The organism is Streptomyces sp. NPDC060064 (assembly GCF_042736455.1).
In the GTDB taxonomy this organism is placed as follows: Bacteria; Actinomycetota; Actinomycetes; order Streptomycetales; family Streptomycetaceae; genus Streptomyces.
Map to the genome: position 1 here is coordinate 44,898 of NZ_JBHWWF010000026.1, position 13,238 is coordinate 58,135.

Here is a 13,238-nt window from a genome sequence, read left to right on the forward strand (position 1 = left end):
CGGCAATAAGGGGATGGCGGATCACCCATACCCAAGAAATTTCCCGAAGCGTGTCGAACCGCCGTGCTCGCGGACCTCAACCCGGCTCGCGTCCGGCTCAATGACGGGGATACCGGCCGTCACCCGGGTGCCGGCCGCGGTGGCGGCGAGGACGGTGCACCAGCTGCTGTACGCCCGCGCAGACCCGTCCCTGAATGGATCGTCGTCGATACCGCCACCCCGCAGGGCTGGCCCATCTCACCTGACCAACAAGCTCGCGACATCGATGCTGCACGAGCCCGCGGCTACCGGACAGCCATCGACCGGGACGGTTACCTCTTGCTGCGCCGACCTTGAGCTTCATCCCGTTGCCCCGAGCCTCGAAGGCGCTGAGTGTGCGCGATCTTGTCGATGGTGGCGGCGGTGCCGCGTTGTACAGACGCCCGAAGCTGGTGCCGGCGTCGTCGTCTCCCACCATCCCGGCTTGCTCGGCGCTGCCGACCCGCGTCCGCACCGACGGCGCGTCAACCCCACCAGCCGTACCGGCAGCCGCGCTTCGAGCGGCAGATCGAGCCGAGACACGCCGTGTAGACGCTCGTGCAGGCCGGACAGGAGCGGAGATGGGCGGTGAGACCCGCGGTGCGGGTGCCTCGGGCCGCAGAGTCAGCTTCCTCATCACATCGCGGAACTCCGGCAGTCCGAGCGTTTCGGATTCGGGCCCGGGCGACCCTCAGGAGCGCGCTTGTGTCCTCCTCTCACGCCACACATGAGGGTCGAATGACCTGTCCGTCAGTCTTCGGCGAAGCAGCGTTGCCGTGAGCTGTGGAAGTGGTCGTACCTGAGCACGACCCGGAGCGTCCGTCCCGGCGTCAATACGCAACCACGGGTCCACCTATAAGTCTGGCCGGTTCCCTGGCCTCCGGACAGGCCCCCCAGCGCATCTATACGTAAGAAAGCCCGGCGCTACGGGTGTTGAACCGGCTGCGCCCGGAACAGCGTCATGGCAGGCACGAAGCAAGGCAGGGGGACCGTGATGCGTGAGAGCGAGTGGGACACGGCGGTACGCGAGCCACTGGCATTGGCCGCGCCGGACGCGAGGGTGCTGGTTCTGGTCGGTGGAGAGGCAGGGACGGGCAAGAGCTGGTTCGTGAGGTGGCTGCTCGCGCATTCGGAGCTCGGCCGGGCGCCCCGTCTGAACGTGACGTTCACGGCGTCGGGGGCCTGTGTCGTCCGGGAGCCCGCCTACCCGAAAGGGACCGAGGCGGCGGTGGCCGAGGCCGGGCCCGTACGCCGTCCCGGCGGACGGCTGGCCGCCGCCCCGGCGCCGCCGTGGCCGGGAACGCTCACGGCCTCTTCATTGGGAGAGCTGGCGGCCTCGCTCGACACCGGTGCTCCGGTGCTGCTGGTGGCCGAGGACGTGCACCGTGCGGACGAGCGGGACGCGCGCGCGCTGCGTACCGTGCTGGCCCATCCCCCGGCCGGACTGAGGGCCGTGCTGACCTATCGGCCCGAGGAGCTGGCCCGTCCTGGGCTGGTCCTGGGTGCGCCGGTAGGGTACCCGGCCGAGTTGAGTCTCGTACGGTTACGGCTCAGGCCGCTCGGCGAGGTTGAGGTCCGCCGGATGGCGATGGAGGCGCTGGGCGAGGACCGCTGCTCGCAGGGGTTCATCGCCCGGCTTCATGAGCGCTCGGGCGGAAACGCGCAGGTGGTTTCCGATCTGGTGGCCGAGGTGAAGACAGCCGCCGGTCTGAGGCACAGCACTGCGGGCGGTCCGCTCCCTGGCGCGAGAGCCGCGGCGTTCGGCCAGGGACGGCTGACCGCCAGGGACGTGGACGAGGCCGCGGTGCCGGAGCGGCTCACCGAGCTGGTGGTCGGCCGCATGGCGGCGCTGGACGAGGAGCCGCGGCGCGTGGTGTGGGCGGCGGCGGTGCTCGACGAGGCCGCGACGGAGGACGAGCTGACCTTCATGGCGGGCCTGTCGGCGGAGGGCGGCCGTGCGGCGCTGACGGCCGCGCTGTCCGAAGCGGTGCTGAACGAGTTGGGGCTCGGCCGGTACGGCTTCCGGGTACCGATGGAGGCCACGGCCGTGCATCAGCTGCTGCCCGGCCCGGTGCGACGGCAGCTGCACGATCACGCGGCCGAGGCCCTGGCGGCACGGCGTCCGGTGCCGTGGGTGCGCCTCGCCCGCCAGCAACTCGCGTCCGGCCGGATCGCGGACTGGCTTCAAAGCGTGGAGAACGCCGCGCGTGAGGCCATCGGCGAAGGGGATCACCAGTCGGCGATCTCGCTGCTCGAGGACACGCTGGCACATCCCGGAGTCGCGCCGTCGGACCGGGCCAGGCTGGCCCTTCTGCTCGCCCACACTGCACTCAAGGGGCTGCGCTCCGACCAGACGGTCGAGGTACTGCGCCGGGTGGTCGACGACCCCGCGCTGCCCACCGCCGCGCGTGGCGAGATCCGGCTCAACCTCGGCAGCCTCATGCACATGGTCAGGCGGAGCGCCGAGGCGCGTGCCGAACTCGAACGAGCAGCTGAGGAGTTGCACAGCAATCCGGTACTGGCGGCGCGGGCGATGTCATCCCTTGGGGTCCCCTATTGGCCCGGCGGATCACTGGCAGAAAATCTCGCCTGGCTGGCGCGGGCCGAGGCAACAGCGGCCGGGAGCGGGGACAGGATGGTCCAGGCAAAGGTCGCGGTGACCCGGATGACCGTGGTGGTCTGTGTGGGTGATCCGGACGGGTGGCGGCATCTGGAGCAACTTCCCCGGGAAAGCGATGATCTCCGGATTCTGCATGCCTCGGGGAATGGTCTGAGCAGCGCCGCAAATGCCGCCGTCTGGCTCGGTGAGTACGCGCGATCCCGCGAGCTGCAGGCCGAGGCCATGACACTGGCGGCCCGAAGCGGTGCGTCGTGGACAGAGCAGTTCACCCAGGCTACGTCACTGGTTGTGGACATGATGACCGGCCGCAGGGCGGGCCTGGCCGCCCGGGCCCGCGCGATGGTGGCGGAAACGGCCGAGATGCCGGCCGTCGCGGGCGACACACGGCTGGTCCTCGGCCTGCTCGCCCTGGCGAAGGGCGAGTGGGGCCAGGCGGACACCTGGCTCTCCGGTCCCGGCCTGGTCGGAGAGGACGGCGCCGTCCCGCTGACCGCGGCGGCCGCGGGTGGCCGCATCAGGCTCGCGATGGCCCGTCAGGACCTTGCGGGCGCCGCCCGGGAGGCGGCTGAGGCATGGGCAAGGCTGCGGGCCAAGGCCGTATGGGTGTGGGCGGCCGAGTTGGCTCCATGGGCTGTGGAAGCCACGGCTCGGGCCGGGAACCGGGACGCGGCACGGGAGATGGTGGAAGAGTTCGCGGCAGGCATGGAGGGCAGACAGGCGCCGGCCGCCTACGCAGCACTGATGTGGTGCCGGGCGGTGCTCGCCGAGGCGGACGGCGACTTCCCCGAAGCAGCCGACTGCTTCCGGCGTGCCCGCATCCGCTACCAGGCGCTTCCCCGGCCCTACGAGGCGGCGCTCGCCGCGGAGGCCTGCGGACGGTGCGCCGTGGCGGGCGGCCCGCAGACCGCTGCGGGCGTCTCGGAACTGGCCGCTGCGGCACATGAGCTGGAAGTCATTGGCGCGACATGGGACGTGGCTCGCGTACGGGCGGAACTGCGGGCCCATCCGGGTGCCCAGCGGCGCCGCCCCCGGGGCAGGCCCAGCTACGGCGAACGGCTGTCACCGCGCGAGGAGGAGGTCGCAGAGCTCGCCGGGGCCGGCCTGAGCAACCGCGAGATCGCGGCCACCCTGCACCTGTCCCCGCGGACGGTGGAGCAGCATGTCGCCCGTGCACTACGGAAGTTGGGTGCCGTCTCCCGGCAGGATCTTGCCGTCAAAGACCGGAAGAACAGCGAACCGGAAAGCTGAGCAACGGTCGGTTCTCAGAGTCCTCCGCCGACAGGAGGCCCAGGGTGCTGACACGCACAGGCGCACTGGGGCACGCCGATATCCGCAACCCCGTGCGGCAATCTGACCCCCAGGGAGGCGGTACACGATCAGCCCGATCATTCCGAAAGGTGCCGGCTGGCCGGCCACTGACTGCCTGCACAAGCGTCCACGGCCCTGACCCAGGAAGATGTCTTCGACCACCACCCGCCCGAGTCACGGGATCCCCTCGCCCGGGTATGACCAGCACACACACGCACAACCGCAGGTCACACCGACCAACGGGATCCCGTCGGCTAAGGGCCACGACCGGGCAATGTGCGCCCGCGGCGGCCGCGAGCGCACCCCCAAGGCGCGTCTTGCCCAGGCAGGTGGCCCCGAGTACGAGGTCGAGCGTGGGAGCCATCACGCTCGCTGTGCCGGGCGTGAAGGTCACGATCGCCCCCAGCCTGCGGGAAGAGTCTCCAAGGCGACGCAGAGCTGGGCGGTCTCGCTGCGGGGAGGGAGGGGTCGTGCCGAAATACCGTGGAGTCGTGCTGGGCTGTTGCCGTAGCGTTCACTGCGCCCGCACTCGTCCTGACCGGAGACATCGCACCATGAACGTACTTCTGTCAGGGATCGTCGGTTCCACCGCTTACGGACTGGCCGGGCCGGGATCCGACGTTGACCGTCTCGGTCTGTTCGCTGTGGACACGGCCGCACTCCACGGCCTGCACCGCCCGGCCGAGTCCCATGTCACCACGGCGCCGGACCGGACGCTGCACGAGGCAGCGAAGTGGTGCAACCTCGCCCTGCGCGGCAATCCCACGGTTACGGAACTCGTCTGGCTTCCCGACGACCTCTACGAAGTGCGCACTGCTTTGGGTGACGAACTGATCGAGCTGCGAAGTTCCCTGCTGTCCGCCAAGCGCGTCCGTGACGCCTACCTCGGCTATGCCACCCAGCAGTTCAAGCGGCTGTGCGACCGGGGCAACGGATCCTTTTCGGCGGACACCCGCAAGCGGAGCGCAAAGCATGCCCGGCATCTCAGGCGCCTGTGCCAGCAGGGTTTCGAGCTGTACGCCACCGGCCGGCTCAACGTCCGCGTCGAGGACCCTGAGGCCTACCACGCCTTCGGCGATCAGGTCGCGGGGGACGCGATGGCGGCGCTTCCTCTCCTGCAGCGTTTCGAGGAGCGGTTCGATGGGACGAGGAGCGTCCTGCCGGATCAGCCGGACGAGGCTCCCGTGGAGGCGTGGCTGCACCGTGTCCGCACCGCGCACTTCGCACCCTGAGCGGCGGGTCCGCGATGCGGACGGGGCCTTGGTCCACCCGCTGGAGCGGCTCGGAGTTGCGGCTCACTGCGGCCGCCGAGGCGGCCGCAGTTGGGGTACGTACAAGACCTACGGCCGTGAACTTCCTTGGCCATGTGCGAAGCTCTGCCCTTCTCCCGCGCCGGGTTCGCCCCATCGCGAACCGCCCTGTGCAGTGTGGTGGTCAAAGAGGGACCTGAGGGAGCGGATCCGCATCGGTCCTGCGGGTCGGCAGCGATCGGGCCTCCTGTGACGATGCCCCATTCGACGACATGACCGGCAGCGGGCACTGGGGGGAGTCGAAGGGGAGGCCCAGCCGCTGGGCCAGGGCCCCGAAGTACACGCGGACCGGATGCTCTTGGTGCGCAGGACGAAGCGGTCGACGGCAGGCAGTGCGGCGGGAGAGGTGAGCAGCATCCTCAGGGTCTTCGAACCCCTGCCGTCGGATGCGGGCAGGAGGGGCGCCGATACGCGGGAGAGGCGGTCCTCCCAGCGTCTGAGGCCCTGCCCCCCAACGTCTGCCCCGCCTCGGAGCGTTCGTATTCGCGCGCTTGCTCATCGCCGGTCTCGGACAGGCAGCGCGGACCCGCACACGCACCCCGTCAACTCGGCGCCGCGTGGGTCGACTTGGTAAAGCGTTGACAAAGTAGCGGGATGGTCGCCACCGAACACAGTCCTCCCTAGTGACCGCCGTAAACACCACGCACCCTGGGGAACTCGATGGTCCCAAGTGTCCTCTAACACACGGCCGCCCGCTGGCCACGATCGGCGGCGCGGTCAAGACGCCGGAGGAGCTGCGCGAACGAGGCGCCCAGGCGGTCCTGGCCAGTCTGGGGCGGACGGCCAGCTGCTGGTGGATGCCACCGGCACCTGGGTCGGCCACGCAACCGCCGCCGCCCTGCGCAGCAACGTCGGCGCGGGAGACGCTTCTCTCGCGGGCTTCCTGACCGCCGGCGGCGGTCGCCCACGGGTCCGCGGCCGTCCAGCTGCCGGGCAGCGTCATGCCGTCACCGGCCGACCTGGACCTGGCGGCGGTCACGGCGGCCACGTCCGTACCCCTGGACCGTGTCCTCGGGGAGCCGGCGCCATGACCATCCGCCCCGTCCCGACCGACCCGCCGGTCAGGGCTGCCCACGGCCCCGGGCCGCCTACTGGTCGCAGGTGTTCACGGCCCCGGCCCACCCGTCCGTCCATCCGCTCGAACTGCCTCTGCGCGGATGGACAACACACCACCACAACCCACCACCGCCCCCGCGGCGGTTCGCGAGCAAGGAGCCTCGTGATGAACGAGTTGATCACCTCGGAACTGGTTGACCTCGAGCTGTCCGCCCAGACCAAGCAAACCGCCTCTCGCTCCCTCGCCGAGCGGATGGTCGCGGTCGGCCGGGTCACCGATCTCGAAGGCTTCCTCGCCGACGTGGCCGCCCGCGAGGCGAAGATGCATACCGGTCTCGAAGGCGGCATTGGGATCCCGCACTGCCGCAGCAAGCACGCAACCGCCCCGACCCTCGCGTTAGGCCGCAGCGACTACGGCATCGACTTCGGCGCTCACGACGGGCCCGCCGACCTGATCTTCCTGATAGCCGCGCCGCTCGGCACGGACGACGATCACCTGAAGGTCGTGTCCGCGCTGGCCAGGCGGCTCATGGACCAGGAATTCACGACCGCCCTCCGTATCGGGCACGATCCGGCGGCGGTCGCAACCCTGATCCGCGGCGAGGCGGGCCTGCAGACGGCAGCCGCTGGCCCCGCGTCCCCGGCACCTGCGTCCCGCCCCTTCCGGATCGTGGCCCATCCTGCCCGACCGGCATCGCACACACCTACATGGCCGCCGAATCGCTCCAGAAGGCCGGCGAGGCCAACGGCGTGGAACTCGTCGTCGATACACAGGGCTCCGCCGGTTTCGCCCGGCTCGACCCCGCCGTGATCGCGGCCGCTGACGCGGTGATCCTCGCGCGCGACGTGGAAGTCCGCGAGAAGGTCCGGTTCGCCGGAAAGCCCACTGTCGACGTCGGAGCCAAGGCCGCCATCAACCGGCCGGCCGCTCTCATCGCCGAGGTACGGGCCAAGGCCGAACGCGGCGAGATCACCGCCCCAGCAGGCGCCCCGGCCCCATGGACTCAGCCGCTCCCGGCAACCACTTCGGCACCGCCTGCGCAAATGGGTCATGACCGGCATCGCGTCAACTTCGGTGGACGAGGCGCGGTCTGGCTCGACACGACGGTGAAAGTGGGGTTGGCACTGCCCGAGTTGGTCACCGCAATGTGGTGCGGAGTGCGGTCACAGTGGTCGAGCCCGGCTGCCAACGGGTGCCGTCGGTACCCCACCGACCCGTGCTGACCCACCCTGCGCCGCTGCCGACAGGCCGCCGAGAACCCGTTGCTGCCACGCTCCGACCAACGCACCCCCATGGAGAGCACCATGCTCGCAACTCCAGTCAATCTTGACCAGCTCACCGGCGTCTGGCAGATCGACCCTGACCACTCCGAGGTCGGCTTCTGCGTACGCCACCTCATGACCCGGCTGCGCGGCGCATTCACGCGGTTCTCCGGGACCATCACGGTCGGGGACGACCCTCTGCAGTCCAGCGTGCGGGCAGAGATCGACGCCACGTCGATCGACACCCGCAACCCTGAGCGGGACAAGCACCTGCGCGCCACCAATTTCCTCGACAGTCACAACCACCCGACGGCGTACTTCACGTCTGCTCGCATCAGCACAAAGGACGGCCGATACCTCGTCGAAGGGGCGCTGACCATCCGGGGCCAGGTCCGACGGGTGACCCTCGAGCTGTTCTTGCTCGGTGTGGACACCGACGTGTCGGGCAGAACCAGGGCCGGATTCCGGGCCTACACCCGGATCCGCCGATCCGAGTTCGGCGTGACGGGCCATGCGCCCGTGGCTGGAAGACGCGCGCTGATTGGTGACACCGTCATGCTGGAGCTGGAGATCCAGGCGGTCAAGGATCACTGATACCGCGACCAGTGAGGCCGGCACGGATGGTTGGAGTATTCCCTCCGTCCCTTGCTGGGAGCCAGCGGCCGGACACATCAGCACGGGGCAGCGGGTGGATAACCGCTGGGCGTGACAGCCGCCCAGCATTCCAACGGACGGGCGGCCGGCGCAGTCGATGACGGCACTCTGGCGCTGCCGACCCCCGTCCGCACCGGCGGCGCGAGCAAGCACCTGCCGCGCCGCCCCCGGGCAGGCGGAGTGGGCGACGATCCGGCCGCAGCCGCCCGTGCCGGCCGATGCCGCGATCATCGCCGAACGTGCTCAGCAGGAGTACACGACTGTCAGGAGACAACACTCGTGGAGCATGGAATAGAGCTCTCGATGGAATTCAACGGGACCGCCAGCAGACTCGATCCTGCCAGAACGTACGTGCTGGGTCGTGATCCTCAGTCGGACATGGAATTCCAGGAGCCCGTCGTTTCGTGGCGGCACGCCCGAATCTACTGGAACGGAAAGAGCTGGGTCCTGCAGGATCTGGGCAGCACCAACGGCACATACACCAACGGTCGGTGCATGCGTCTGGCAGACATCACCCACGGTGCTGTATCCAGCCTCGGCAGTGAAGCCGATGGTCCGCAGCTTCGCTTCAGTGCGCCGACGCACCAGCAGAACGGTCACATGAAGGGCGGCCTCGCGCCACCAGAGGCACACCGGGACAGTCAACCCACCGCCCCCCGCTCCCATGGGCAGGCCGCCCGCGCCGCCACGCTGATCGCCCGTCGGCTGACCGTCAGAGTCAAGTGCGGCAAGAGCAAGAGAACGTTGCTGAACAAAGTGAGCTTCGCGGTGCCGCCGAAGGCTCTGATCGCGGTGATCGGGCCGTCCGGTTCTGGGAAGTCCACCTTGCTGCGCGCCCTGACCGGTCACCAGCGGGACGTCAGAGGCGAGGTGCTCTACGAGAACCAGAACCTCCACGAGCGGTTCGCTGAACTGCGTCAGCGCATCGGCATCGTCCCACAGCACGACATTCTCCATCTGCAGCTCACTGTACGGACCGCGCTCCGGTACGCCGCCAGACTGCGCTTTCCCCGCGACACCGACGCTGCGGAGCGCGACCGTCGCGTCGAGGAGGTGCTGAGTGAGCTCAAACTCGACCCCCACGCCGGCAAACGCATCGCCGCGCTCTCCGGTGGGCAGCAAAAGCGCGTCTCTGTCGCCATGGAACTGCTGACCACACCCTCGCTCATGTTCCTGGACGAGCCGACCTCCGGCTTGGACCCCGGCATGGACCGCGACGTCATGCAACTGCTGCGACGACTCGCTGACGACGGCAGGACCATCATCGTGGTGACCCACTCGGTCCGGGAGTTGGAGTTGTGCGACAAGGTGCTGGTCCTGGCCCCGCGCGGATCCGTGGCGTACTACGGTCCGCCGGAGACGGCACTGGAATTCTTCGGGTACGAGCAGTGGGCCGACGTCTTCTCCGCCTTCGAGGAGGAACACGAGTCCGACTGGTCCGGACGGTGGCGCGAGTCGAGGCAGCACCTGGCCTCCTTGGTCACCCCGCAGCAGACAGGCACGCGGGCGGGGCATGCGGCCCCCGAGCACGTTCATCCGCCGAAGCCACCTCGCTGGACAGCTCAGCTCTTCACACTCGTCCGCCGGTACCTGGCGGTCGTGGCCTCCGACAAGGGGTTCGTCAGCCTGATGGCCCTCCTGCCGGTCGTCCTGGGCCTGGCCAACACCGTGATACCTGCTGACTTCGGCCTTCGAAAAGCACCCGCCGGTAACACGAACGTCGAGGCCGGCACCGTCCTCTTATCCCTGGTCATCAGCATGTGCTTCATCGGCACCGCGAACTCTGTCCGGGAGCTGGTCAAGGAACGGGTGATCTACGAGAGGGAACGGGCGGCGGGCGTGTCCAGATCCGCCTACCTGATGTCGAAGATCACGGTGCTGGGACTGATCACGGGCTTGCAGGGGATCGTCCTGTGCGCGCTCAGCTTTGCACCGCGCGAACTGCCGTCAGAAGGCGTAGTCGTGAAAAGTACCCCGGTCTTGGAGATGACATTCGTCATCACGCTGCTCGGGTTCACCTCCATGATGTGCGGTCTGGTCATCTCCGCACTGGTGAAGACTGCCGAGAGAACTATGCCTCTGCTGGTTGTCTTTTCTGTTGCCCAGTACATGTTCTCAGGCATCGTCTTCAAACTCTTCGACAATCCCGGTGTTGAACACGTGGCCAGGCTGATGCCATCGCGGTGGGCCGTCGCAGCGGAAGGCGTAACACTCGATCTAGGGCAGCTGCTCGGTCCCCAGGACAAGACGGCTCCCTCGGCCACCGACCCTCTGTGGCGTCACACCTTCGGCCAGTGGCTGACCGACACAGGAGCGCTGCTCGGCGCGGCGATCGTCTGCTCGCTGCTCACAATCCGGTTCCTGCGCCGCCACGAACCGGAAGTCGTACGAAAACGCTGAGTTCGCGCGATTGTCAGTTCGGGCGATGACGAATCCGGTCAGGCTCCAGGACGGATCATGCCGCTGCTGGCTGAGGGCCGGTAGGCAGGCGCCCCTCGGGACGGTGGTGAATCCAGGACAGGCCGTCGAGGATTTCGATCTTCCACGGCTGGATGGGCTTGGCGAGGGCGGTGTGGATTTCGGGTCCGCCGGCCCAGGTGGTGAAGGTGGTTTTGGGGGTGCGGGGGTAGTGCCAGGCGCGTTCGCCGGGTGCGGGTGCGGGTGCGGGGAGGATGCCGACGTGGTTCCAGGTGTCGGGGACGGTGACGCGGACGTGCCAGTGGCCGCAGTCGAAGAGGGCTTTGGTCTGTTCCTTCTCGCTCCAGGCGGCGAAGCGGCGGGCGGTGACCCGCGCAGGCAGGCCGACACCAGGTCCCCCTCCTCCGTGATCCAGCCGCAATGCCGGCATCTCTCAGGCGGGTTGATCGCTAGCCCTTGTTGTCTCAACCCAGTCAACAAGGAGGGACATTGAGTCACGCCCCGGGAAGGCCAGCTTCGCCAAGCCCGTTACCCCGGTATCAGCCACCTTCAATACCTCCGGGTCAGCCGCCGCAGCCGCGGCGTGGGGAACAACCTCGAGGGGCCTGGTGGGTAGCCGGCATCTTGATTCCGGTCATCGGTATCGCGGTGACAGTCGCGACGGCCAACCGCGACAAGACGTCGGCCACCGGCAACTCGCTCGCGACGCCGAACGCCCGCCACGCCCGCCACGCTCAGGACGCCTACACCGGACGGCAGCAATCCAGCCCGAATGCTGTACTGGCCCGACGGCGGCTACGGCCGCGCGGGGACATCACTCCCTTCGACGGATACAACGACACCGACCTGCGGAGCGGCTGCTACCACGTCCGCACCCTGCTGGAGATCGCGCTCCATGCACTCCGCACGAAGGCACGACGCGAACTGCGTGCAGTCATCGCACCCGTGGATGAACAGACTCTCCGGCGCACGGTCAACAACCCCTTCGCGGCACCTGGGTTCCCATGGTGGAAGCGCCGAATCGAACTCCGACCCCGCTCAGCCGACCGGGGTCGTGTCCCGCCGCGTGGTGTAGCTGGTGGGCATCTTGCGGGGGATCCGGTACAGCACACACTGGCGAAGCGGCCCTTCGGGCACGCTCGGATCCTCGAAGTCGTCGGCCAGGTCTCGGGTCATGCCGATCCGGCGCATCACTGCCTGGGAGCGAAGGTTGTTGATGGTCGTCGACGCAACGACCTCCGGCAGCCCGAGGGCCTCGAAGCCGAAGGCCAGGCAGGCCAGGGCGGCCTCGGTGGCGTAACCGTGACCCCACGCCGAACGCATCAACCGCCACCCGATATCCACCCCCGCGAACGGCATGTCCTCGTCTACCTCGTCCAAGCCGACGCGGCCGATGAACTCACCAGTCTCCTGTGATTCGAGCGCCCACCACCCAAATCCTCGCTCGTCGAACTCGGCCTGCATGAGTGCCATCGCGGCGTCGCTTTGCTCCCGCGTCAGCGGTTCCCCCAGGTGTTCTCGGACTTCGGGATCGGCGTTCATCGCCGCCCACGGTTCGAGGTCGGACTCCCGCCACCGGCGGAGCAGGAGACGATCGGTACGCAGTTCTGGCATACCGGCCAGCTAACGCCATCACCATCAGGGTGTCGATCGGTTATGTCGAACCCTACGGTGCTCGGCGATGCCAGCCCCGCTGCGCAGATCTTCACGGCCTACACCACTTGGCGGGACGCCATCCCGACCGGACTCACCGCTCTCAGGTGCTGCAACTTCTCATCGACATTCCTGGGCCTCTTGACGACGAACCGATGCCAGGAACCACCGGCATTCGCTCTCCGCTCTCACCGACGCAGCCAGCCGCGGCTTTCCAAGCCACGCGTCCGAGGCGCTGAGAACCGAGTACGCCGCCTATGGCGGACTCCCCGACGTACACGGCACAACGTGGATCACCTGGTCCGAGCTTGCCGCCGCCGACTGGCAGGGGACCGACAGCTCCGGCACGCGACGCCGCGCCAGTGTCGCGGGAGACGAAACCCACTGGGGACCGGTCTGGAGCGTGATGCGAACCTCAGCGAACTCCACGGCGCGGACAGATCTTGAGAAATCTTGCTCGCGATTTGCCCACCAGCCACATGGCCGGAGGCTCCCCGCCGGTCGGCGGGGGTGGTTCGGACACGTGCCGGATGGTAGAAATCAATACTTTTTCGGAGCCTGGAAGCATGGGAATGTGGCTCAGCTCCGGGCCAGGCCGTCCGTGTCGCCAGCCTCGGACGACTCTTCCTTTCTTTCTTGTGTGCGCCCTTCTGTGCACCGGCAAACGGGCGATCGATCGGTCTCGGGGTGTTCTCGGCGCGGCGGAGGTGCCACTCCCCCGCCGGCGACCGGAAGGCGCGGGGAGCCGCTGTTGGTGTCACGTCCCGATGTGCGCAGCAGGGGCGTGACGGTTTCGGCGGTCATCTGACAGTGGACGGCCTGACTGGAGGCGACGGCACATGTATTCCGAGACCACGGCGGCCACGGATGGTGCAGCGGTTGGCACCGAAGGGCTCCTGGCCGAGGTTCTGGCCGGTGTTCTGCGTACTGAGCAGGTG

Annotated in this window: 6 protein-coding genes and 2 pseudogenes; 6 read left to right on the forward strand and 2 right to left on the reverse strand. The window is 68.5% G+C overall.

The genetic code is table 11. From position 1 onward, the window contains the following. Nucleotides 1-1,012 precede the first annotated feature (1,012 nt). The 6 genes and pseudogenes from ACFWDI_RS27770 (at nucleotide 1,013) to ACFWDI_RS27795 (ending at nucleotide 10,629) form a co-directional block, all read left to right on the forward strand. On the forward strand, nucleotides 1,013-3,886 hold the full coding sequence (locus ACFWDI_RS27770) for a LuxR C-terminal-related transcriptional regulator (protein WP_385307822.1): 2,874 nt from the start codon (nucleotides 1,013-1,015) through the stop codon (nucleotides 3,884-3,886). Between the two features lie 614 nt (nucleotides 3,887-4,500). Then, nucleotides 4,501-5,178 carry a DNA polymerase beta superfamily protein gene (locus ACFWDI_RS27775; RefSeq protein ID WP_385307824.1) on the forward strand — a complete coding sequence of 226 codons (678 nt, stop codon included), beginning with the start codon at nucleotides 4,501-4,503 and terminating at the stop codon, nucleotides 5,176-5,178. Nucleotides 5,179-5,942: 764 nt separating this feature from the next. Continuing rightward, nucleotides 5,943-6,287 (forward strand): annotated as a pseudogene (locus ACFWDI_RS27780) (1-phosphofructokinase); the annotation flags it as partial. A 191-nt stretch (nucleotides 6,288-6,478) separates the two neighbouring features. After that, a pseudogene (locus tag ACFWDI_RS27785) lies at nucleotides 6,479-7,378 on the forward strand (PTS sugar transporter subunit IIA); the annotation flags it as partial. A 239-nt stretch (nucleotides 7,379-7,617) separates the two neighbouring features. Next, nucleotides 7,618-8,169, forward strand: a complete 552-nt coding sequence (locus ACFWDI_RS27790; RefSeq protein WP_385307826.1) for a YceI family protein — start codon at nucleotides 7,618-7,620, stop codon at nucleotides 8,167-8,169. Between the two features lie 240 nt (nucleotides 8,170-8,409). Continuing rightward, nucleotides 8,410-10,629 (forward strand): ATP-binding cassette domain-containing protein, encoded by a 2,220-nt coding sequence (locus ACFWDI_RS27795; protein ID WP_385307827.1) that lies wholly within the window; start codon nucleotides 8,410-8,412, stop codon nucleotides 10,627-10,629. 55 nt (nucleotides 10,630-10,684) lie between these two features. On the opposite strand, the gene ACFWDI_RS27800 is transcribed toward ACFWDI_RS27795, so the two are convergent. Together ACFWDI_RS27800 and ACFWDI_RS27805 are read right to left on the reverse strand one after the other, a co-directional pair. Next, complete coding sequence (locus ACFWDI_RS27800) at nucleotides 10,685-11,068, reverse strand: hypothetical protein (protein ID WP_385307829.1); 384 nt, start codon at nucleotides 11,066-11,068, stop codon at nucleotides 10,685-10,687. A 617-nt stretch (nucleotides 11,069-11,685) separates the two neighbouring features. Then, complete coding sequence (locus ACFWDI_RS27805) at nucleotides 11,686-12,261, reverse strand: GNAT family N-acetyltransferase (protein WP_385307831.1); 576 nt, start codon at nucleotides 12,259-12,261, stop codon at nucleotides 11,686-11,688. Between the last annotated feature and the right edge of the window lie 977 nt (nucleotides 12,262-13,238).

What these genes read in the sequence shown, in the direction of transcription:
- ACFWDI_RS27790 (WP_385307826.1), top strand. Translation starts at nt 7,618, where the DNA reads ATGCTCGCAACTCCAGTCAATCTTGACCAGCTCACCGGCGTCTGGCAG.
- ACFWDI_RS27805 (WP_385307831.1), bottom strand. Translation starts at nt 12,261, where the DNA reads ATGCCAGAACTGCGTACCGATCGTCTCCTGCTCCGCCGGTGGCGGGAG.
- ACFWDI_RS27770 (WP_385307822.1), top strand. Translation starts at nt 1,013, where the DNA reads ATGCGTGAGAGCGAGTGGGACACGGCGGTACGCGAGCCACTGGCATTG.
- ACFWDI_RS27775 (WP_385307824.1), top strand. Translation starts at nt 4,501, where the DNA reads ATGAACGTACTTCTGTCAGGGATCGTCGGTTCCACCGCTTACGGACTG.